This window comes from Saccharopolyspora sp. 6M, assembly GCF_020176775.1.
GTDB lineage: Bacteria > Actinomycetota > Actinomycetes > Mycobacteriales > Pseudonocardiaceae > Saccharopolyspora_C > Saccharopolyspora_C gregorii.
In genome coordinates this window covers 1-20,689 of record NZ_JAIUJZ010000007.1, presented here as the reverse complement: position 1 = coordinate 20,689, position 20,689 = coordinate 1, and the positions used below count along the sequence as shown (strand labels likewise).

Sequence of the window (20,689 nt, the reverse complement as noted above, 5' to 3'; positions counted from 1 at the left end):
CGTCAGGATTTGACGGCGTCCCGGGACAGGGCGGTGAGGCGGGACAGGGCGCGGAGGTACTTCTTGCGGTAGCCGCCGCGGAGCATCTCCTCGGTGAACAGCTCCGAGAGCGGCGCCCCCGACACCCGCACCGGCACCGCCCGGTCGTAGAGCCGGTCGGCGAACGCCACCAGCCGCAGGCCCACGTTCTGGTTCGGCGCCGCGTGCAACCCGCGCAGGTGCACCGCGCTGACGTCCGCCACGAGCCGCCCGTACTTCGACGGGTGCACCGAGCCGAGGTGCTCGCACAGCGCGTCGAAGTCGTCCAGCGTGGCACCGGGCATCGACTCGGCCTCCGCGGTGAGCTCCGCGTCGTCCACCGGTTCTGGCGGGTCGGGCAGGCCGCGGTGCCGGTAGTCGGGGCCGTCCACCCGCAGCACGTCGAAGCGCTCCGACATCGCGTGGATCTCGCGCAGGAAGTCCACCGCGGCGAACCGGCCCTCGCCGAGCTTGCCGGGCAGCGTGTTCGACGTCGCCGCGATGTGCACGCCCGCGTCGGTGAGCTTCGCGATCAGCTGGGTGACCAGCATCGTGTCGCCCGGATCGTCCAGCTCGAACTCGTCGATCGCCAGCAACCGGTGCTCGGAGAGCCTGCGCACCGTCTCGTTGAACCCGAGCGCGCCGACGAGGTTCGTCACCTCGACGAACGTGCCGTACGACTTCGGCCCGGGAACGGCGTGCCACAGCGAGGCCAGCAGGTGGGTCTTGCCGACGCCGAAGCCGCCGTCCAGGTACAGGCCGGGCTTGCCCACCGGGGCGCGGCCGCCGCCGAACAGCGAACGCCACCACGAACCGCCGCTCCCGCCCGCGGCCGACGCCCGCTCGGCGAACGCGCGGCAGGACTCGACGGCGGCGGCCTGGCTCGGCTCGTCCGGGTTCGGCACGTAGGTCTCGAACCGGGCCTCGTCGAACCGCGGGGGCGGAGTCATCGCGTCGACCATGTCGGCCGGGCTGAGCTCGGGTCGGCGGTCGGTGAGGCGCGCGGCGGTCATGCGCCGACTCTATAACCGCTGTTCCCGCCGTAGCCGGTGGCAGTCATCACCCGCGGCGCCCGGGCGAACACCGGCCCTGCCCGCGCGCACCGCGCGCGTCGTGCTGGGATGGACGGGTGCACAGGTTGTGGCCCTCAGACGGCGATCCTCCCGGTGCTGCGGCTCCGGTGGAGGTGACGCCGGAGATCGAAGCGTTCTACGACTTCCCCGCCGACCTGGCCCGTCCCTGGCTGCGCACGAACTTCGTGTCCAGCCTCGACGGGGCGGTGAGCGTGCGCGGCAGCTCCCGCGGCCTGTCCTCCCCCGCCGACCAGCTGGCGCTGGCGCTGATCCGCGACCTGTCCGACGTGGTCCTCGTCGGCGCGGGCACCGCGCTCACCGAGGGCTACCACGGGGTGCAGCGCCACGAGGTGGACGCGGACCGCCGCGCCCGGTTCGGGCTCTCCGAAGTACCGCCGATCGCGGTCGTCACCGCCCGCTGCTCGCTGGAGCCGGACTCGCCGCTGCTCACCGACACCGTGGTGCCGCCGATCGTGCTCACCTGCGCGTCGGCCCCGGAGGCGCGCCGGATCGCGCTGGCCGACGCGGGCGCCGACGTCGTGGTCGCCGGGGACCGCACCGTGGACCTGACCGCCGCGCTCACCGAGCTCGCCGCGCGCGGGCTGCTGCGGATCGGCTGCGAAGGCGGACCGCACCTGTTCGGCGACCTGCTCGCCGCGGACCTCGTCGACGAGCTGTGCCTGACCGTCTCGCCGCTGCTCGCGGGGGGCGGGGCCGGGCGCATCGCCGCCGGACCCGGCCTCCCCGACCCGCACCGGATGCGGCTGCTGTCGGTGCTGCGGGCGGAGGAATCGCTGCTGCTGCTGCGGTACGGGAGACTTCGGGCGTGACCGGGCGGGGCGACAGCGACGCGGACCTGATGGCAGCCGCCCAGCGCGGCGACGGGGTGGCCTTCGACGAACTCGTCCGCAGGCACACCCGATCGATGTACCGGGTCGCGTACCGGATCCTCAACGACCAGGCCGAAGCCGAGGACGCCGTGCAGGACGCGTGGGTCTCGGCGTGGCGCTCGCTGGCCCGGTTCCGCGGCGAGTCCGCGCCCACCACCTGGCTGTACCGGGTGGTGACCAACGCGGCGCTCGGCCAGGTGCGGCGGCGCAAGAACACGGTGGCCCTGGACGTCAGCGACGACTCGATGGACCACCTCGTCTCCGACCACGACTCCGGCAACCCCGAGGGACACGCGGTGCGCGCCGAGGAGGCCGACCTGGTGCACCGCGCCATCGCCACCCTGGAACCCTCCCAGCGAGTGCCGCTGGTGCTGCGCGAATTCGAGGGGATGTCCTACGAAGAGATCGCAGAGGTGCTAGAGGTGAACGTCGCCGCGTTGCGATCGAGGCTGCACCGGGCGCGGCTGACCCTGCTGTCGAGGTTGAAGGAGATGCACCGTGGGTGAAGCTCCCCTCGACCCCGAGCACGCGCTGCCCTGCGGCCGCACCATCGGCGAGCTCCTCGACCACCTCGCCGGGGAAGCGCCGGAGGACTTCGGTGCGCACGTGCGCACCTGCCCGCACTGCCGGGCCGCGCTCGCCGAGCTGGCGCCCACCGGCTGGGAACCGGTGCGCCGCGCCGCCGAACTCGCCGTCGAACCGCCGGAGGGACTGGTGTCCCGCGCGCTGCTCACGGTCCGCGGCGCCCGCGCCGCCGCAGGCGGCGAACCGGCCGAGGTCGCCCAGGAGTTCGGCACGCTGCGGATCTCCGCGCAGGCCACCCTGGTGCTGGCCCGCAGGCTCAGCGCGGAGCTGCTCGCCGACGTGCCGGAGGTGCGGCTGCTGTCCTGCACCGGCGACGTGCGCGAAGTGCGGGTGGACGTCGTGATCGGCTACGGCGTGCCTGCCCCTGCGCTGACCGCCCGGTTGCAGGATGATCTGGGGCGCGCGCTGCGGGAGCACCTCGGCGCGGCGGCCCCGTCGGTGTGGGTGCGGGTCGCCGATGTCGCGCCCCCGCAGGGCTCGTGATTAGCTCATTCATGTGACCTAGGTCGCAGCCCCGCGATGTTCCGGGATCACTCGCATCGGATCTTGCAGTCCCGGAGATCGCAGGCGACTGCGACGCCCAGGGCGACAACGAGATCTTCAGGGGAAGGAGCCCTTTCATGGCCCAGTCGAGTGGTACCTCCGCCCAGAGCACCGAGACCCAGAGCGGGTCCACGACCGGCGGCAAGGGCCTGAGCACCAGCGGCAGCGCCACCCCGGCCCGGCTCGCCGACGACACCTCGCAGGGCAAGACGACGATCGCCGCCTCCGTGGTGCAGAAGATCGCCGGCATCGCCGCCCGCGAGATCTCCGGCGTGCACGCCATGGGCGGCGGCGTCTCCCGCGCCTTCGGCGCCATCCGCGAGCGCATCCCCGGCGGCAGCGGCACCACGACCACGCAGGGCGTGACCGTCGAGGTCGGCGAGAAGCAGGCCGCGATCGACCTGGACATCGTCGTCGAGTACGGCGCCTCCATCGTCGAGCTGGCCCGCGCGGTGCGGCGCAACGTCATCAACGGTGTCGAGCGGATGACCGGCCTCGAGGTCATCGAGGTCAACATCTCCGTGAACGACATCCACCTGCCCTCCGAGGACGACGAGGACGGCGGCAACGGTGGCAGCACCCCCGCCTCCTCCCGCGTGGAGTGAGACGGCGCGTGGTCCCGGCTGCCCCGACCGGGGCCACGCGCTCCCATCCCGGCCCGCTCTCGAAGGACACCGACATGACCGAATCCGCGCCCGGTGACCACGGCCGGGACGATCCCGAAGTCGAGGAGCAGCTCGCCGACCGGGTCGCTCGGGCGGTGCTCGCGCACCCGTCCGTCACCCGGTTGCACGGCGGCGCGTACGGCACCATCGCCGCCTACCTGCCCGGCAGGCAGGTCACCGGCGTCCGCGTCGGCGAGCCCGGCGAACCCGTCGAGGTCGGCGTGGTGCTGCGGCTGACCGAGCCGCTGCCGGGGATCGTGGCCGCGCTGCGCCAACGCGTGCTCGCCGTGACCGGCCCGGCGCCGGTCGACATCACCGTCGTCGACGTGATCACCTCGGACGAGGCCGATGCCCCCGGCCAGGACGAGGCGGCACCGCGATGACGGGCTCGCCGGACGACGACGCGCGGGTCCGCCTGCGCGCGTTCGTCCGCGCGCACCACCCCGATGTGGGCGGTGATCACGAGGCGTTCGTGGCGGGCCTCGCGGAACTGCGGGCCCGCCGCGACGCGGCCGACCGGAAACCCGCGCTCTCCCGTCCCGAACGCGGCGAACCCCGCAACCGGCCGCCGGACCGCTACGACGCACCGGTGGTCGTGGTCGCCGACCCGCGCGGACTCGGCGGCGTGCTGCGCCGGGTGCGGGCGTGGCGGCTGCGGAAGCGCCGCAGCCGGGTCCGGTGACCGTTCAACAGCCGACGCACGGTCTCCCAGTCAGGAAGGTTTCTCCCACGATGAACGCAACGCAGACCGGCCTGTTCGCCGGGCTCCTCCTCGGTGTCGCCGCCGCAGCCGGGGGCTTCACCGGTTTCCTCATCGCCCTGGTGATCGGTGCCATCGGCCTGATCGTCGGCCGCGTGCTGGACGGCGAGCTGGAGATCGGCGACTTCCTGGGCCGGGGCAAGGACCGATGAGCGCCCCCGCCACCGAGCGGGCCGAAGCCGCGACCGAACGGACCTCCGCGGCGGGCGACCCCGCCGAACGCGGCTCGCTGGACATCGACCGAGCGGTGCTGCGCAAGATCGCCGAACACGCCGCGGACTGCGTCTCCGGCACCACCCGCGCGCCGCGCCGCATCGTCGGCGTGGGCGTCGGCACCCAGGGTTCCAGCGCCCGGCTCACCGGCCCGGACCGCGAGCTGCGGGTCCGGCTCGACCTGGCGCTGCGCTACCCCGCCCCGGTGCGCGACGCGGTGCGCGAGGTGCGGGAACGCGTCCGCGAGGAGCTGTCCCGGCAGGCCGGTTGCCGGGTGACCGCGGTGGAGGTCACCGTGTCCGCCCTGGTGCCCGCCCCGAAACGAGACCGAGTGGAGTGAGCCCGTGCGTGCCCTAGTCCGTTTGATCACCGCCGCGGCCGGGTTGATCGCCCTCGCCGCCGGGGTCCTGCTGGTGGTGGAGGCCATCGGCGCCTGGGCGAACCCGGGCGGCCGCGGCGTGCTCGTGCCCTGGTCCGACGCCGGGTCCTCGATGCGCGACCTGAGCTGGCAGGACCTGCCGGTGCGCCTGGTGGCCGCCGCTGCCGTGCTCGTCGGCTTGATCCTGCTGCTGGCCGCGTCCCGCGCCGGGCGCAAGGAGGTGCGGCTGGCGGACCCCGCCCCCGAGGTCACCGTCACCACCGACCCGCGCTCGCTGGCCCGCCTGGTCGGCCACCAGGTCCGCGCCGAGGACGGGGTCGCCGCCGCCACCGTCACCGCCGACCGCCGGAAGGTGAAGGTGAAGGCCCGCGGCCGGTTCCGCAGCGTCGGCGACCTGCGCGACCGGGTGTCGAAGAAGGCCGCCGCCGCCGTCGAAGACCTGCCGTTGCAACGCCGGCCCCGGGTGTCGGTGTCGGTCTCCCCCGCGAAGGAGCGGTGATGTCGACCCAGGACACCACGACCCGCCCCACCGGGGGCTCCGGGAACGGCTCCACCGCCCGCAAGGCGCCCGCGCGCCCGAGCCGCACCGCCGTCGGCCGGTCGCTCGGCTTCGAACGCTGGCTGCTCGGCGTGCTCGGGCTGGTGCTGCTGCTCGCCGGGGCGCTGGCGCTGGTCGTCGGCGCCGGTTGGCTCGGCCGGTTCCGCGCGCAGCGGCCCGTGCTGGACCCGCTGCTCACCCAGTGGGTCGGCGGCAACCGGCCGCTGGCCTGCGGCGTCGCGATCGTGGTGGGTGTCGTGCTGGCCCTGCTCGGGTTGTGGTGGCTGCTGCGCGCGCTGCGCCCCGAAGGCCGTCCCGACCTGCGGCTGCACGGGGACGCGGAGAGCTCGGCGACCATCACCTCGCACGCGCTGACCGAGGCGGTGCGCGCCGACGCGGAGAGCGTCACCGGTGTGACCCGCGCGCGGGTGCGGATGGCGGGCACCGACCAGCGGCCCAACGTGCGGCTCACCCTCGCGCTCCAGGAGGGCACGAACGTGCGGCACGTGTGGGAGGAGCTGGACGCGAAGGTCCTCGCCCGCGCCCGCCAGGCGCTCGATGTGGAGGCGTTGCCGACCGCCATCCGGCTCCAGCTGGACCGCGCCGCCCGGCAACGCGTCCGCTGAACCGACGACGTCGATGGCCCGTCCGCCCGTCCAACCGGGTGGGCGGGCCATCGGCACGTCGGGCCCGCGGCGGCACCGAGCGACATACTCGGGCTCCGAGCTGCGGGAGGTCCAGGTGGCGTTGAGCGTGCAACCGCCGTTGAAGCCGATGCTGGCCGCCCCGGTGGACGGCATCCCGGACCGGCCGGGGCTCTGCTTCGAACCGAAGTGGGACGGCTTCCGCTGCCTGGTGTTCGCCGACCCGGGCGCCGCCGAACCTGTGGTGCTGCAGTCCCGCACCGGCAAACCGCTGAACCGCTACTTCCCCGAGGTGCTGGACGCCGCCGGACGGCTGCGCCGGCCCGCGGCGCTGGACGGCGAACTCGTGGTGGTCCGCACGGACTCGGACGGGCAGCGGCTGGACTGGGACGCGCTGTCCGAACGCATCCACCCCGCCGCCAGCCGGGTGCGCGAGCTCGCCGAACGCACCCCGGCGCTGTTCATCGCGTTCGACCTGCTCGCCCTCGACGACGCGGACCTGCGTGGCGAACCGTTCACCGCGCGCAGGCGGCGGCTGGAAGAGCTCGGGGTGACCGGCCCCGGCCTGCGCACCACCCCGCTGACGACGGATCCGGCCACCGCCGCCGCATGGTTCCGGCTGTTCGAGGGCGCGGGCCTGGACGGCGTGATCGGCAAGGACGCCGACGGGCCCTACGCGCCGGGCAAGCGGACCATGCTCAAGATCAAGCACACGCGCACCGCGGACTGCGTGGTCGCCGGGCTGCGCTGGCACACCGGCACCGAGCCGGGCACCGCCGTCGGTTCGCTGCTGCTCGGCCTGCACGACGACCGGGACGTGCTGCACCACGTGGGCGTCGCCGGGGCGTTCTCCGCGGAACGGCGCCGCGAACTCGCGGCCGAGCTGGCGCCGCTGCGCACCGACGCGGAGCACCCGTGGCTCGGCGAGCACGTCGACGACGGGCGGCGGCTTCCCGGGTCGGTCAACCGCTGGCGCAGCACGGTGCAGCCGTGGCAACCGCTGCGTCCGGAACGGGTGGCCGAGGTCGCCTACGACCACACCGAAGGCGCCGTGCCCGCGCGGTTCCGGCACACCGCGCAGTTCGTGCGGTGGCGCCCGGATCGCGCGCCGGAATCCTGCCGCTACGACCAGCTCGACGAGCCCGCGCGCTACGACCTGGACGCCGTCCTCCGCGGCGAAGCGGCTGATCATCGGCGACCGTGATCCACTCGCTACTAGCAGTCGATCTTGGGCCTGCCCGGCGTGAGATCCGCAGGTGAACGCGGTGCGGCAGCTGGACCGCGCCCGGTTCACGTGCTCCGGGTGGCACCGATCGAGGCGAGCACGACGCAACCGATCGCGACCCACTGCAGCACGCCCAGCGCCTCGTGCAGCACCAGCAAGCCCGCCAACGCGGCCACCGCCGGTTCCAGGCTCATCAGCACGCCGAACACGCGGGGCGGCATCCGCCGCAGCGCCTCCAGCTCCAGCGAGTACGGCACCACCGACGACATCAGCGCCACCACGAGCCCCGCCACCAGCACCGCCGGGGACAGCAGCTGCGCCCCCGCCCCGGAGATGCCGAACGGCAGCGCCACCAGCGCACCGACCGCCATGCCCAGGGCCAGCCCGGAGCCGCCGCTGGTGCGGCTGCCCAGCTTCGCACCGACCAGGATGTAGGAGGCCCACAACACCGCCGCGGCGAGCGCGAACCCGACGCCCACCAGGTCCAGGCCACCGTCCACCCGGGACAGCAACAGCACGCCGAGCCCGGCGAGCACCGCCCACAGCAGGTCCAGCTTCCGCTTCGACCCGAACACGGCCACGCCCAGCGGCCCCAGGAATTCGATGGTCACCGCCACGCCCAGCGGGATCCGGTCGATCGCCTGGTACAGGCAGATGTTCATCCCCGCCAGCACCGAGCCGTACCCGACGACCACGAGCAGCGTCGTGCGGTCCAGCCGCACCGACGGCCGCCACACGACCACCAGCACCAGCGCGGCGAACAGCAGCCGCAGCGTGACCACCCCGGACGCCCCGGCGAGCGCGAACAGCTGCTTGGCGAACGCGGCCCCGACCTGGAGGCTGATCACGCCCAGCAGCACCAGCACCGGCGGCGGGACGGCGCCGAACCCGCGGGCCAACGCCGGTTGCACCCCGGATCGGAGGGGCCGCCCGCGCGACGACGCACCGTCCATGTTGACCGCGACCACGCCTGCTCCTCCTGATCCCGGGTCGACCACCCGTTCCGCTCCGCTGTACCCGGCACCGGGGCGGCGCGCACGTCCGGCCCGAGTGCCCGGCGAACCGTAGCCGCCGCGGCGGGCGCGCCCAACCGGATTGCGACGAGGCACGCACCGCTCCCCCTCACCCGGTGCTCACGCCGATCATGCGATGCTCAGCGCAGATCCCGACCACGCAGAGGAGCAGTCGTGCCGCGCACCAGCCACCGCATCGGTGCTCTGCTGCTGCTCACCGCGCTGGTGGCGGGGTGCTCCGCGGGTCCGTCGCAGCGGCCCGCCGTCGCCTACCGGGACGCCGAACAGCCGGTGGCGCCCGCCCCCGCGCCACCCGGACCGGCACCGCTGCCGGGGCTCGGCCCGTCCGCGGGCAGCGCGCTGAACTGGGCGGACTGCACCGGGGAGACCCGCGAGGAGCTGGCGTTGCCCGCGACCGGCCCGTCGTTCTCCTGCTCGCAGCTGCTGACCACGTTGGACTCGCCGGAGGCGCCCGCCGAGGGCACGACCCGCGCGGCGCTGCTGAGCACCGGCACCGGCGGCGTCCCGCTGGTGGTGCTGGGCGACGTGCACGGCGAGCCGGGCACCTCGGTGGCCGCGCGGCTGGCGCTGAAGCTGCCGCCGGAGGTGCTGCGCACGTTCCGGATCATCGGCATGGACCGGCGCGGCACCGGCCAGTCGGATCCGGCGGACTGCATGCCGCCGACGCAGCGGGAGAACATCATCGGCTTCGACCCGCAGGCCACCGACCGGGCGTCGCTGGACCGGCTGCTGACCTCGGTGCGGGTGTCCAGCCAGGAGTGCCTGCTGGACCTGGACGACCGGTTGCAGGCCTACGACTCGTGGCGCACCGCGGCGGACCTGGAGGAGCTGCGGCTGGAGCTCGACGTGCCGAAGCTGCACGCCGTCGGGATCGGCGAGGCGACCCGGGTGCTCACCACCTACGCGCAGCGCTACCCGGATTCGGTTGGCCGGATGGTGTTCGACGGCGGGCTGGACCCGCAGCTGGACGCGATGGCCGTCGCCGGGGCGCAGGCGCAGGGCGCGGAGCAGACCTTCGACGCGTTCGCCGCCGACTGCGCCGCCCGGGGTTCCTGCCCGCTGGGTCCCGATCCGCGCCGCACCGTGCAGGAACTGGTGCAGCGGACGCGGGCGACGTCACTGCCTGCCGCCGACGGGCCGGTGAGCGCGGGCAAGATCGTGCGGGTGCTGCTGCACGGCCTGGGCGAACCGGAGCGCTGGCCGCGGCTGGCATCGGCGCTGGCCGCGGCGAACTCCGGGGACGGGGCGCGGATCAGCGCGCTCGCCGCCCCGCTGGTGCGGGAGACCGGGGCCGATCCCGCGCGGCTCGACGGCGACCTGATCACCAGTTGCAACGACACCAGGCTGCGGCTGCCCGCCGAGCGGCTCGTGCACGTGGCGACCGAGTGGACGGGGACGAACACGCTGTTCGGCGGCCTGTTCGCGCAGCGCCTCGCCTGGTGCGCGCAGTGGCCGGAACCGCAGGAGGAACCGCCGCCGCCGTCCGCGCCGGGCCTGCCGCCGATCCCCGTGGTGACCACCGAGAACGATCCGCTGGTGCCGGCGCAGGGCAGCAAGCACCTGGCGGAGCAGCTGCCGACGGGCGTCGCGGTCAACTGGCAGGGCACCGGGCACGGCGCGATCGGCCGCTCGGACTGCGTGACCGACGCGGTGAGCCGGTTCCTCGTGCAGGGCGCCCTGCCCGCCGAGGGCAAGGCCTGCCCCGCCTGATCACCCGTGCGCGCGGGTTCCGGGGGTGCGGAGTCCGCTGCCCCCGGAACCCGGTGCGTGCGATCAGCAGCCCGAGCAACACCCGCAGGAAGGACCGCTGCAACTCGCGCAGCAGCTGCAACCGCCGCTGGCCTGCGGGGTCGTCTCGTTCTCGGTGGGAACCATGGCGTTCTCCTCACGTGCTTGAGCACCAGCGGTAGCGAGCATGCGCGCCCGAACACCGCGGGTGACACCGCCGAGCGAGGGATCGGCCGTCCGCCGACCTGCTGAACAGGCGACATGCACCCATTGCAATCCGTCACCGTCCCGCTCGGTGACCAGCGCGCGGCCCCTCGTCCCGGTGTCGCCCGTTCCGGGAAGGCCGCGCATCGCGCTCCCGCGGCGTCCGACCGGCGTCGCGAGCGCGCCGGACGTCGCCGGCGGGAGCGCTCACCCGGCGCTCTCGTCGCCGCGCCGCGCTTCCAGGGACGCCTTGCGGGAGCGGGTGGGTTCGCCGGGCATCTTGGGGTGGTCGGGCGGGTAGGGGAGTTCGCCGAGGCCGCGGTCGCCGCGGTCCCGTTCGAACCAGTCCAGGGCGAGGTCCAGCTCGCCGGACGAGTCGTCCAGCCCGCGGTGCGGGTCGCCGCGTTCGGCCAGCAGACCGGGAACCGTGCCCAGGTCGAAGTCGTCCGGTTCCGCGTCCGGCAGCTGCTCCCAGGTCAGCGGCATCGACACGGTGGCGCGCGAGGTGCCGCGGATCGACCACGACGAGGCGACGGTGCGGTCCCGCGCGGCCTGGTTGAAGTCGAGGAAGACCCGCCTTCCGCGGTCCTCCTTCCACCAGGCGACGGTCGCCTGCTCGGGGATGCGGCGCTGCACCTCGCGGGCCAGCGCGATCACCGCGCGCCGCACCTCGATGAAGTCCCAGCGCGGCTCGACGCGCACCAGCACGTGCACCCCGCGGCCACCGGAGGTCTTCGGGAAGCCGGTGAGGCCGGCCTCCGCCAGCACCTCCCGCAGCACCTGCGCCACCGCCACGGCCTCCGGATATCCGGTGCCGGGCTGCGGATCCAGATCGATGCGCAGCTCGTCGGGGTGCTCCACGTCCGCCGAGCGCACCGGCCACGGGTGGAAGTCCAGGGTGCCCAGCCCCGCCGCCCACACCAGCACCGCGGGCTCGGTCGGCAGCACGCTGTCCGCGGTGCGCCCCGACGGGAACGTCACCCGCACCGACCGCACCCACTCGGGGGCGCCCTTCGGCACCCGCTTCGCGTAGAACGGCTCGGACCCGACCCCGCCGGGGAACCGCTTCAACGTCGTGGGCCGATCCCCCACCGCCCGCAGCAGCGGTTCGGCGACCGCCAGGTAGTACTCGGCGACCTGGAGCTTGGTGAACCCGCGCTCCGGGAAGTACACCTTGTCCGGGTGCGACAGCCGCACCGCCCTGCCCGCGACGTCCAGTTCCCGCGCTGCCTCCGCCATCCGCGCAGCGTAGGTCGGCGGCTCCGGGACTGCCTGCGACCGCCGTCCGCGGGCTACCGTGGGGCCATGGCGCCAGCAGGCCACGACCCCGACGCCCCGCGGGACCGGTTCGCCGACGACCTCGTCGGGCTGGACCCGCACGACCCGGAGGCGCGGGCCTTCGCCGAACACCTGGACCGGATGGAACGCCCCGGTTCGAAGGCCACCGTCGAAGGCATGCTCATCGGCGTCGACGACTTCGCCCGCTGCGCGAACCGGACGCAGGGGCACCGGCGCGTCGTGGTGGTGTTCGTCGTGCTGCTGATCCTGCTCGGCGTCGGCGTCACCGTGTGGAACGCGGTGGTCTTCATGCTCGGCGCCTTCCTCGGCGGGTGAGCGGGAGCACGCGGGCACTCGATCTTGCGAAGGGTTAGCGTGGACGCATGGATCCGGTCGTGGGTGCCACCCCCAAAGTCGTGAAGTCCGACCAGGAATGGCGGGAGCAGCTCGGCCCGCAGGAGTACGCGGTGCTGCGGCAGGCCGCCACCGAAGCTCCGTGGACGGGCGAGTACACCGAGACCAAGTCGGTCGGCGCGTACGACTGCCGCGCCTGCGGGGCGGAGCTGTTCCGCAGCACCGAGAAGTTCGAGTCGCACTGCGGCTGGCCGTCGTTCTTCGACGCCCGCGACTCCGACGCGGTGATCCTGCGCGAGGACCGCTCGCTCGGCATGGTCCGCGTCGAAGTGCTGTGCGCGAGCTGCCTGAGCCACCTGGGTCACCTGTTCGAGGGCGAGGGCTACGACACCCCCACCGACCAGCGCTACTGCATCAACTCGATCGCACTGCGGCACGTCCCGGAGAGCTGACCGGCCACACCGCCCGAGCGCCGCGGGAGCCGCGGCCGGGTCAGCCGAACGCGGGCATCAGGTGCTCGGCGATGAGCCGCAGCTGATCGGCCGCGCTCGGCACTCCCGGCACGTCCACCCCGGAGAAGGCGCGGACCAGCTCGGCATCGGTGACCGCCAGGACCAGGTGGTTCACCCCGGTCGGCGCGATGTCCCGCTGGATGCGCTCCAGGCACTCCTGCGGCGTCCCGGCGACCGACAGCTTCTCCGCGAGCTCCGGCGGGGTGAGTTCGTAGGCCCGCGCGAGGTCACCCGCGCCGACGGCGGCGACGACCTCGGCCAGCGAAGCCGGATCCACCCCGTTGCGGCGCAGCTGCTCCGCGGGCATCGCCGAGGCGTACAGGCCGATCATCGCCCGGGCCGCCCGCTTCGCCGCCGCCCCGTCCGGGCCGGTGGCGAACACGATCCAGGCGCCGATGTCCAGCCGCCGCCAGTCCCGCCCGGCCCGCTCCGTGCCGAGCCGCACGTTCGCCACCAGGTGGTCGTAGGCGTCGCGGGTGCAGCTCAACGCGTGGTGCACGCCGTCGGAGATCTCCCCCGCCAGCTGGAAGGACTTCGGGCCGCGCATCGCGCCCAGCAGCACCGGAAGCCGCTGCTGCACCGGGGTGGCGAAGGTGAACAGCCCGTCGTAGCGGAAGAACTCGCCCTGGAACGTGATCGCCCGCTCGTCCAGGAAGGTGCGGATCACGTGGTGCGCCTCCCGCACCCGGGACAGCGGCTTCGTCCGCGCCCAGTCGATGCCGTACTGGGCGAGCAACCCGAAGTTCCCGCTGGAGATCACCACCTCGGCGCGCCCGCCGGTCAGCTCGTCCAGGGTCGCCGCGGCCTGCGCGATCAGCGTCGGTTCGCGCAGCGTCACCGGTGAGACGCTCGGCCCGAACCGGATGCGGCGGGTCCGCGCGGCGGCCGCGGCGAACAGCAGCCACAGGTCCTTGTGCCAGGTCTCGTCGGCGGCGTACGCCGCGTGGAAACCCAGTTCGTCGGCCAGTTCGATCGTCGCCAGCGAGTCGGCCACCGGGTGGTCGGGCAACATCACGTAGCTGAACCGCATCCCGCTCCCCTCGACCGGTGCCCCGTGCAGTCTGCGCCGCCGGCTGATCCTGCCGAACCCGCCGGACGGGTAGATCCGGCCGGTGCACGGGAATCCGTCGTGGATCATGTGGAACGGTTCAGCATCACATCGTGGAGGGAGGTGCCGTGCCCGTCGACGAGACGCTGCGTTCGCTCCGGCGGTGGTCGCGGACGCCCGAGCCCGCCGACGCGGCGGGCGTGGCGGGCCGGATCGCCGAAGCCATCGTGCTGGGGCTGCTCCCCGACGGGGAGCGGGTTCCCGGCGGCGCGGAGCTGGCCGCGCTGCTCGGCTGCCGGGCCGAGGTGGCGCGGGACGCGCTCGGCAGGCTCGCCGGGGACGGCCTGGTGATCACCTCGGCGGTCGGGCCGCTGATCCGGCGCCCCGCCGATCCGCTGCTGGTCGCGGGCACCGCGCGGCTGCGGGAGCTGGACGCGCACGCGCTGCGGGAGATCTCCGACCAGCACTCCGCGATCGCGGGCACCGCCGCGCTGCTCGCCGCCGAACGCGCCACCGCCGACGAGCTGACCGCGCTGCGCGCGCTCGCCGCCGAGTTCGCCGCCGCTACCGGCACCACCGACCGGCGCAGGCTCGACGGGCGGCTGCACATCGAGATCGCCGCCGCCGCGCAGTCCTCCCGGCTCACCCACCAGGAGATCGCGTTGCAGACCGAGACCGGCGCGCTGCGCTGGCTGCCGTGGGCCGAGGCGATCCCGCACGGCGCCGAGACCGCCCAGCACGCGGCGATCCTCGACGCCATCGAGGCCGGCGCGGGCGACCGGGCCCGCGCCCTCGCCGAGGACCACGTGCGGGCCGGCATCCGGCGGCTCGTCGAATTCCGGCTGTGGTCCGGCGACCGGAGGTGCGGGCGATGAGCGCCGACGCGGCCGCCGCGCACATCAGCGGGATCCTCGACGACGCGGCGCGCTGGTGCACCGAGCTCGGCGAACGGCTGCGCGCCGCGCACGACGGCACGCCCGCGCTGAGCACCGAGGACCTGTCCGCGCTGTGGCAGCCGATCTTCGACCGGCTCGACGCGGAACCGGCGGTCCTCGCGGGCACCGGCGTGATCCTCGCCGACGACGTGCTCACCGACCGGGCGCACTGGCTGGAGTGGTGGCAGCACCGGCCCGCCGACACGCCCCGGTTCCTGCAGGTCGACCACGACCCGGACAGCGTCGGGTTCTACGACTACGCCGCCGCGCCCTGGTTCACCGCGCCCCGCGACACCGGGGCCGGCGTCGTCGTCGGGCCGTACGTGGACTTCGCCGGCACCGACGAGTACCTGGTGACGCTGGCCGTGCCGGTCCGCTCCGGGGACCGCTTCCTCGGGGTGGCCGCCGCCGACCTGCGCACCGGCGAGTTCGAGCGGGCGCTGCTGGCGCGGGTGGGACCGCTGCGGCCGCCGACGGCGCTGATCAACGGCGCGAACCGGGTGGTCGCCTCCAACACGCCGCTGCGGCTGCCCGGCACCCTCGTCACCGCGGGTCCGCTCGCCGCCGACCCCGGCCGGGAGGTGCGCGTCGCGGCACCGCTGGGCGGGCTGCCGTGGCGCGTCGTCCGCGAACCGGGGTGACGGCGTCCGATCAGGGCAGGCGGGGCAGCAGCTCGGCCGGGGTGACGCGCTTGCCGGTGAAGAACGGCGTCTCCTCGCGCACGTGCCTGCGGGCCTCGGTGTAGCGCATCTTCCACATCAGGTCGACGATGCGGTGCAGCTCCGGCGCCTCGAACGCGAGGATCCACTCGTAGTCGCCGAGTCCGAACGAGGGCACCGTGTTCGCCCGCACGTCGGGGTAGTCGCGGGCCGCCATGCCGTGGTCCTTCAGCATCGTGCGGCGCTCGCCGTCGGGCAGCAGGTACCAGTCGTAGCTGCGCACGAACGGGTAGACGCAGAGGAAGTCGCCCGGATCCTCGCCCATGATGAAGGCGGGGAGGTGGCTCTTGTTGAACTCGGCCGGGCGGTGCACCGCCACGTTGCTCCACACCGGGTCGGAGGCCTCGCCGAGCGTCGTCTCCCGGCGGAAACCGGCGTAGGCCTCCTGCAGGGCCTCGATCTTCTCGGCGTGCCACCAGATCATGAAGTCGGCGTCCGACCGCATGCCCGCCAGGTCGTAGACACCGCGCACCACGACCCCGGAATCCGCCAGGCCGTCCAGGTAATCCTGGGTCGCCGCGGCCGTCTTCTCCCGGTCCTCGGGCAGCGCGCCCGGTTCGACCTGGAAGACCGACCACATGGTGTAGCGGATGGTGTCGTTGAGTTCGGAGTAGTTCAGCCGCGCCATGCCCTCATCGTCCCACCACGGCCCGGTCATCCGGTCGCGAGGTGGCGTGTGATGCCGGTCGCGGCCGCCTCCCCGGTCGCGGCGCACGCGGGCACCCCGACGCCGTGCAGCGCCGCCCCCGCCAGTTCCACGCCGTCGAGCTCCCCGACGGCGCGTTCCAGCCCGGCGACCAGGTCCAGGTGGTCCACGCCGTACTGCGGCAGGCCGCCGCCCCAGCGCACCACCGCCGCGTCCACCGGTTCGGCGTCGACCCCGGTCACCTCGCGCAGGTCGGCGAGCACGCCGCGCAGCAGTTCCGCGTCGGTGCGGCGCAGCAGCTCGTCCTGCCCGGTGCGGCCCACCGAGCCGCGCACCAGCGGTTCGCCGCCGGTGCCGGTCAGGTGCGGCCACTTGCGGCTGGTGAAGGTGAACGCCTTCGCGGTGAACGGGGTCCCGTCGGCGTGCACCTCACCGCGGGCGACCAGCGTGCCGGAGGCCGCGGGCAATTCGGTCCCGGTGGGCAGCGCGAGGCCGAACACGGCCATCGACGCCACCTCCACCCGGCCGAGCAGTTCCGCCGCGGCCGGGGACGCCCCGGCCAGCAGTTTCCGCGCGGCGGGAGCGGGCACCGCGAGCACCACCGCGTCGGCCGCCAGCACGTCCGGTGCGGGCGCGGAACCGATCTCCAAGCGCCACCCGGCGCCGTCGCGGTGCAGGGCACGCACGGGAGCGCCCAGCCGCACCTCCGCGGCCGCCGAGTCGGCGAGCGCGGCGACGAATTCGCGGTAGCCGTGCCGGAACGCGCCGAACACCGGCCGCTTCCGCCCGTCCGGCGCGGGAGCGGGCAGCGCCGCCGCGGCGGCCTCGGTGATCGACTTCGCGCCCGCGTCGAGCGCGGCGGCCAGCGCCGGGATCGTGGCGCGCAGGCCGAGTCCGTCCGCGCTGCCCGCGTACACCCCGCCGAGCAGCGGCTCCACCAGCCGGTCCACCACCTCGTCACCGACCCGGGCGCGCAGCAGCCCGCCGACGGAGGCGTCCGCACCGCCCAGCTCCAGCGGCGGCAGGTCGGCTTCGGCGCGCACCGCGGCCACCCCGGCCGGGGACAGCACGCCCGCCACCGACTCCGGGTCGGCGGGCACGCCCATCACGGTGCCCGCGGGCAGCGGGTGCAGGGCGCCGCCCGCGCGCACCCGCGCGGCGACCGGACCCGGGTGCACCACGTCCGCGGCCAGGCCGAGCTCTTCGGCGAGCCGCAGCACTTCGGGACGCCGGGCGAGGAACGCCTCCGCGCCCAGGTCCAGCTCCACCCCGGCCAGCGGCAGCGAGCGCAACTTGCCGCCCAGCGCGCCGGTCTGCTCGACCAGCACGATCTCCGCGTCCGGGCCCAGCGAGCGGCGCAGCCGGTGCGCGGCCACCAGTCCGCTGACGCCGCCGCCGACGACGGCGACGCGGGTCACGAGCGGGCGCTCTCGGCGTGCACCTGCCGCACGACCTCGGTGAGCACCCCGGGGTCGGTCGTGGGCAGCACGCCGTGGCCCAGGTTGAACACGTGACCGGCGGCTTCCCGGCCCTCGGCGAGGATCCGGCTCACCTCGGCGCGGACCGCGTCCGGCCCGGCGAACAGCACCGCCGGGTCCAGGTTGCCCTGCACCACCGGCTCGCGGTCCGGGTCCGCGGCGCGGAGCCGGCGCACCGCCTCGTCCAGCGGGACCCGCCAGTCCACGCCGACCACGTCGGCGCCCGCCGAGCGCATCGAGCCGAGCAGCTCGCCGGTGCCCACCCCGAAGTGGATCTTCGGCACGTCCGGCGCCACCTCGGCGACGCCCTCGAAGATGCGCTTGCTGTGCGGCAGCACGAACTCGCGGTAGTCCCGCAGCGACAGCGCCCCCGCCCAGGAGTCGAACAGCTGCACCGCGTCCACCCCGGCGGCGAGCTGGGTGCGCAGGAAGGTCAGCGTCGTGTCGGCCAGCTTCTCCAGCAGCGCGTGCCAGGTGGCCGGATCGGAGTGCATGAGCGCCTTGGTCCGCTCGTGGTTGCGGCTCGGCCCGCCCTCGACGAGGTAGGACGCGAGGGTGAACGGCGCGCCCGCGAACCCGATCAGCGGGGTCTCGCCGAGCTCGGCCAGCAGCAGCCGCACCGCCTCCGCGACCGGCGCGACCTGCTCGGCGTCCAGCTCCGGCAGCGCGGCGACGGCGGCCGGGTCACGCACCGGTTCGGCCACCACCGGTCCGGTGCCCGCGACGATGTCCAGCCCGATGCCCGCGGCGTACAGCGGCAGCACGATGTCGCTGAACAGGATGGCCGCGTCCACCCCGTGGCGGCGCACCGGCTGCGCGGTGATCTCGCAGACCAGGTCCGGCGTCAGGCACGCCTGCAGCATCGGGGTGCCTTCGCGGACCTTGCGGTACTCGGGCAGCGAGCGCCCCGCTTGGCGCATGAACCAGACGGGCGTGTGCCGGGGCGCGCCGCCGCGGGCGGCCACGAGCAGCGGGGCGTCGGCGAGGTCCCGGCGGGCCGAGACCGAAGCGGGTGAGGGCATCGGGGGCGCATCCACAAGGTCGAGGTGTCGGAGCCCGGCGCGGTTCCGCGGACGTCGGGCGGGCCACCGCGGCGCGGGCCGACGGCCCTGTCGGGGCCGTTCCGGACATCTTCGCAGACGCTCACGGCGCCGGACGCGCGGGCAAGATCACGATCGGCCGCGGCGCCCGGCGTGGCGCCCACCCCGCGCCGATCCGGCGGCCTACAGTCCCGGTCCGTGACTGAGATGGCGGCGATCCCCGAGGAGTTCCGGCAGGCAGTGGCCGCGCTGGCCGCGCCCGCTCCGCGCGCCGAGATCGAGGTGACGGAGGTCCGCCCGCCGAAGCGGCTCGCGCCGTGGGCGTACGCGGTGGCGGCGGAGGCCACCGGCCCGTCCGACGAGCTGGCGACCGCCCGCCTGGTGCTGCTGCACGACCCGGACCGCCCGGCGGCGTGGGCGGGGTCGCTGCGGCTCGTGGTGTACCTGCGGGCCGAGCTGGACCCGGAGCTGGCCGCCGATCCGCTGCTGCCCGCGGTCGGCTGGTCCTGGCTGACGGACGCGCTGGAGGAGTCGGGGGCCGCGGCCGACGTGCTGGGCGGGACGGTCACGCTGACCTCCTCGGCCCGGTTCGGCGACATCGCGGGCCCGCCGCGCAGCCACGACCTCGAACTCCGGGGTTCGTGGACGCCGCGGGAGGCGGACCTGGGCGCCCACGCGACGGCCTTCCACCAGTTGATGTCCAGCGCAGCGGGCCTGCCGCCGGTCGGGGTGGCGGTGCTGGACCGGCGGTCGGCGCTGCGCGGAGAGGCTTGAGCCGCGATCTTTAACGATCGGGATTCCCCTCACGAGATCGCGAAAACCTCGCACAATTGGTTGCCCGGGCAACTTTCTCACGATGTGCAATCAAGGTCTGTCGCACGGACCCGCCAAGGCGTTACGCCAAACACCGAGACCCACCCAAATGAGTGACAAAAACGAACCGCAGTGACAACTCGATCGGGATAGATACCCGATTGATCGTCCCGCTGACCCGCTTGGGCGGTTACGCTGCCCCCGACGACACCACTTTCGGTCGATCAGTGGCGCGGCTGATTGGTCGAGAGTCCCGGTGCCGGTCGGGGGGCACGACCGACTCCAGGGAGGTAGTGACGTGGCTGCCGTCGGCTTAGGTCAGGCCGCTCGAACCACGCCCGCCGGCGCTTTGCCGGCCAACATGGTCCCGCACCCGCGGGAAGAGCTGTTCACGGTGCTCGTGGTGGACGACCATCCGCTGCTCCGGGAGGCCATCGCCGCCCGGTTGCTGCAGATGGGCGCCGGCACGGTGCACGAGGCCGCATCGATGGCCGAGGCCAGGGCTCGCGCTCTGGCCACCGGTCCGTGCGACCTCGCGATCCTCGATCTCGGACTCCCCGACGGGACCGGCATCGACCTGGTGACGGAACTCCGTACCCAGGGCTGGCCGCGAATCGTGGTGCTCGCTTCGTCCGACGACCCCTATGCGGTCCGGGCCGCCTTCCAGGCAGGCGCTCAGGCGTACCTGCTGAAGTCGGCCTCGCCGATGGTCGTCACCGACGGGGTGCGCCGCGTGCTCGACGGCGGCGTGTATGCCGATCCCAGCGTGGCTCCGGTGCTCGCAGCGGGCACTCGGGTCCCGGGAACCGACAACACGCCCCGGGAGCTGTCCGGACGTGAGGTCGAGGTGCTGCAACTGGTGGCCGATGGCCGATCCAACAAGGAGATCGGTGAGGCGCTCAACCTCTCCGCTCTCACGGTGAAGAGTCACCTGTCTCGGATCGGCCGCAAGTTGGGCACCGGAGATCGGGCGCAGATGGTCGCCCTGGCCATGCGGGCCGGGGTGATCAGATGACCGGATGATCCTGATCGGGTGAATCGAGGTCCCACCGCGATCGTCGGGTCCGGTCGGGCTTGACGACCTCGGGCTGGTCGCACCCGCGGGCGGACCGCAACACGTAAGGTCTGATATCCGTGGAAGCTGCTTGCCCCGAGTCCGTCGAGCCCGACCGCCCCGAGCCGGTGCTGCTCACCGAGCCCGCTGACGGCGTCCCGCCGGTGGTGGAGACTCCTGAAGCGCTGGAGACCGGCGCGGCCCCCCCGGGGGGGGGGGGCGGGCCGGGGGCGGGGGGGGCCCCCCCCCCCGCCCGGTTACCGGTAGACCAACCGGGCGACCGGGTGGGACAGCGCCCGGGAGGCGCGGGGGC

The 20,689-nt window shown here is 74.3% G+C and carries 25 protein-coding genes; 18 read left to right on the top strand and 7 right to left on the bottom strand.

What is annotated here, in order from left to right; genetic code table 11:
- Positions 1–2: 2 nt before the first annotated feature.
- Positions 3–1,031 carry a cell division protein ZapE gene (gene zapE / locus LCD31_RS00835; RefSeq protein WP_224955446.1) on the bottom strand — a complete coding sequence of 343 codons (1,029 nt, stop codon included), beginning with the start codon at positions 1,029–1,031 and terminating at the stop codon, positions 3–5.
- 167 nt (positions 1,032–1,198) lie between these two features.
- On the opposite strand from zapE, the gene LCD31_RS00830 reads away from it, so the two are divergent.
- The 11 genes from LCD31_RS00830 (at position 1,199) to LCD31_RS00780 (ending at position 7,512) form a co-directional block, all read left to right on the top strand.
- On the top strand, positions 1,199–1,921 hold the full coding sequence (locus LCD31_RS00830) for a pyrimidine reductase family protein (protein WP_224955445.1): 723 nt from the start codon (positions 1,199–1,201) through the stop codon (positions 1,919–1,921).
- Positions 1,918–2,487 carry an RNA polymerase sigma factor gene (locus tag LCD31_RS00825; RefSeq protein WP_224955444.1) on the top strand — a complete coding sequence of 190 codons (570 nt, stop codon included), beginning with the start codon at positions 1,918–1,920 and terminating at the stop codon, positions 2,485–2,487. The genes LCD31_RS00830 and LCD31_RS00825 overlap by 4 nt, the downstream gene beginning before the upstream one ends.
- Positions 2,480–3,049: a hypothetical protein gene (locus LCD31_RS00820; protein WP_224955443.1), complete on the top strand. Its 570-nt coding sequence runs from the start codon at positions 2,480–2,482 to the stop codon at positions 3,047–3,049. Before LCD31_RS00825 ends, LCD31_RS00820 begins: the two co-directional genes overlap by 8 nt.
- 137 nt (positions 3,050–3,186) lie before the next feature.
- Complete coding sequence (locus tag LCD31_RS00815; protein ID WP_224955442.1) at positions 3,187–3,714, top strand: Asp23/Gls24 family envelope stress response protein; 528 nt, start codon at positions 3,187–3,189, stop codon at positions 3,712–3,714.
- Between the two features lie 74 nt (positions 3,715–3,788).
- Entirely contained in the window at positions 3,789–4,157 is a 369-nt protein-coding gene (locus LCD31_RS00810; protein WP_224955441.1) for a hypothetical protein, read from the top strand.
- Positions 4,154–4,456 carry a hypothetical protein gene (locus LCD31_RS00805; protein ID WP_224955440.1) on the top strand — a complete coding sequence of 101 codons (303 nt, stop codon included), beginning with the start codon at positions 4,154–4,156 and terminating at the stop codon, positions 4,454–4,456. The genes LCD31_RS00810 and LCD31_RS00805 overlap by 4 nt, the downstream gene beginning before the upstream one ends.
- Before the next feature lie 50 nt (positions 4,457–4,506).
- Entirely contained in the window at positions 4,507–4,686 is a 180-nt protein-coding gene (locus tag LCD31_RS00800) for a hypothetical protein (RefSeq protein ID WP_224955439.1), read from the top strand.
- Complete coding sequence (locus tag LCD31_RS00795; protein WP_224955438.1) at positions 4,683–5,087, top strand: Asp23/Gls24 family envelope stress response protein; 405 nt, start codon at positions 4,683–4,685, stop codon at positions 5,085–5,087. Before LCD31_RS00800 ends, LCD31_RS00795 begins: the two co-directional genes overlap by 4 nt.
- Before the next feature lie 22 nt (positions 5,088–5,109).
- Positions 5,110–5,625, top strand: coding sequence for a DUF6286 domain-containing protein (locus tag LCD31_RS00790; protein WP_224955437.1), 516 nt, complete (start codon positions 5,110–5,112; stop codon positions 5,623–5,625).
- Positions 5,625–6,290 (top strand): alkaline shock response membrane anchor protein AmaP, encoded by a 666-nt coding sequence (amaP, locus tag LCD31_RS00785; protein WP_224955436.1) that lies wholly within the window; start codon positions 5,625–5,627, stop codon positions 6,288–6,290. Before LCD31_RS00790 ends, amaP begins: the two co-directional genes overlap by 1 nt.
- A 115-nt stretch (positions 6,291–6,405) precedes the next feature.
- Positions 6,406–7,512: an ATP-dependent DNA ligase gene (locus LCD31_RS00780; RefSeq protein ID WP_224955435.1), complete on the top strand. Its 1,107-nt coding sequence runs from the start codon at positions 6,406–6,408 to the stop codon at positions 7,510–7,512.
- Positions 7,513–7,598: 86 nt separating this feature from the next.
- Here LCD31_RS00780 and LCD31_RS00775 read toward each other — a convergent pair whose 3' ends face one another.
- On the bottom strand, positions 7,599–8,501 hold the full coding sequence (locus LCD31_RS00775; RefSeq protein ID WP_224955434.1) for a DMT family transporter: 903 nt from the start codon (positions 8,499–8,501) through the stop codon (positions 7,599–7,601).
- A gap of 219 nt (positions 8,502–8,720) precedes the next feature.
- On the opposite strand from LCD31_RS00775, the gene LCD31_RS00770 reads away from it, so the two are divergent.
- Positions 8,721–10,277: an alpha/beta fold hydrolase gene (locus LCD31_RS00770; RefSeq protein WP_224955433.1), complete on the top strand. Its 1,557-nt coding sequence runs from the start codon at positions 8,721–8,723 to the stop codon at positions 10,275–10,277.
- Positions 10,278–10,706: 429 nt separating this feature from the next.
- On the opposite strand, the gene ligD is transcribed toward LCD31_RS00770, so the two are convergent.
- Positions 10,707–11,738, bottom strand: coding sequence for a non-homologous end-joining DNA ligase (ligD, locus tag LCD31_RS00765; protein WP_224955432.1), 1,032 nt, complete (start codon positions 11,736–11,738; stop codon positions 10,707–10,709).
- Positions 11,739–11,804: 66 nt separating this feature from the next.
- On the opposite strand from ligD, the gene LCD31_RS00760 reads away from it, so the two are divergent.
- Entirely contained in the window at positions 11,805–12,113 is a 309-nt protein-coding gene (locus LCD31_RS00760; protein WP_224955431.1) for a hypothetical protein, read from the top strand.
- A 47-nt stretch (positions 12,114–12,160) separates the two neighbouring features.
- On the top strand, positions 12,161–12,583 hold the full coding sequence (gene msrB / locus LCD31_RS00755) for a peptide-methionine (R)-S-oxide reductase MsrB (protein ID WP_224955430.1): 423 nt from the start codon (positions 12,161–12,163) through the stop codon (positions 12,581–12,583).
- A gap of 40 nt (positions 12,584–12,623) precedes the next feature.
- Here msrB and LCD31_RS00750 read toward each other — a convergent pair whose 3' ends face one another.
- Positions 12,624–13,781, bottom strand: a complete 1,158-nt coding sequence (locus LCD31_RS00750) for an LLM class flavin-dependent oxidoreductase (RefSeq protein WP_224955429.1) — start codon at positions 13,779–13,781, stop codon at positions 12,624–12,626.
- A gap of 23 nt (positions 13,782–13,804) precedes the next feature.
- Here LCD31_RS00750 and LCD31_RS00745 point away from each other — a divergent pair, with 23 nt between their 5' ends.
- Positions 13,805–14,566 (top strand): FadR/GntR family transcriptional regulator, encoded by a 762-nt coding sequence (locus LCD31_RS00745; RefSeq protein WP_224955428.1) that lies wholly within the window; start codon positions 13,805–13,807, stop codon positions 14,564–14,566.
- Entirely contained in the window at positions 14,563–15,267 is a 705-nt protein-coding gene (locus LCD31_RS00740) for a cache domain-containing protein (RefSeq protein ID WP_224955427.1), read from the top strand. Before LCD31_RS00745 ends, LCD31_RS00740 begins: the two co-directional genes overlap by 4 nt.
- 10 nt (positions 15,268–15,277) lie before the next feature.
- On the opposite strand, the gene hemQ is transcribed toward LCD31_RS00740, so the two are convergent.
- From hemQ to hemE, 3 genes are read right to left on the bottom strand one after another with little or no spacing between them, the layout of a single operon-like run.
- Complete coding sequence (gene hemQ / locus LCD31_RS00735) at positions 15,278–15,973, bottom strand: hydrogen peroxide-dependent heme synthase (RefSeq protein ID WP_224955426.1); 696 nt, start codon at positions 15,971–15,973, stop codon at positions 15,278–15,280.
- Between the two features lie 26 nt (positions 15,974–15,999).
- Entirely contained in the window at positions 16,000–17,409 is a 1,410-nt protein-coding gene (hemG, locus tag LCD31_RS00730) for a protoporphyrinogen oxidase (protein WP_224955425.1), read from the bottom strand.
- A complete protein-coding gene (gene hemE, locus LCD31_RS00725) occupies positions 17,406–18,491 on the bottom strand; it encodes a uroporphyrinogen decarboxylase (protein WP_224955424.1) in 1,086 nt (361 codons plus the stop codon). The genes hemG and hemE overlap by 4 nt, the downstream gene beginning before the upstream one ends.
- Before the next feature lie 216 nt (positions 18,492–18,707).
- On the opposite strand from hemE, the gene LCD31_RS00720 reads away from it, so the two are divergent.
- Positions 18,708–19,283 (top strand): DUF3000 domain-containing protein, encoded by a 576-nt coding sequence (locus LCD31_RS00720; RefSeq protein WP_374201635.1) that lies wholly within the window; start codon positions 18,708–18,710, stop codon positions 19,281–19,283.
- A gap of 400 nt (positions 19,284–19,683) precedes the next feature.
- Positions 19,684–20,337 (top strand): response regulator transcription factor, encoded by a 654-nt coding sequence (locus LCD31_RS00715; protein WP_184484937.1) that lies wholly within the window; start codon positions 19,684–19,686, stop codon positions 20,335–20,337.
- Positions 20,338–20,689 lie beyond the last annotated feature (352 nt).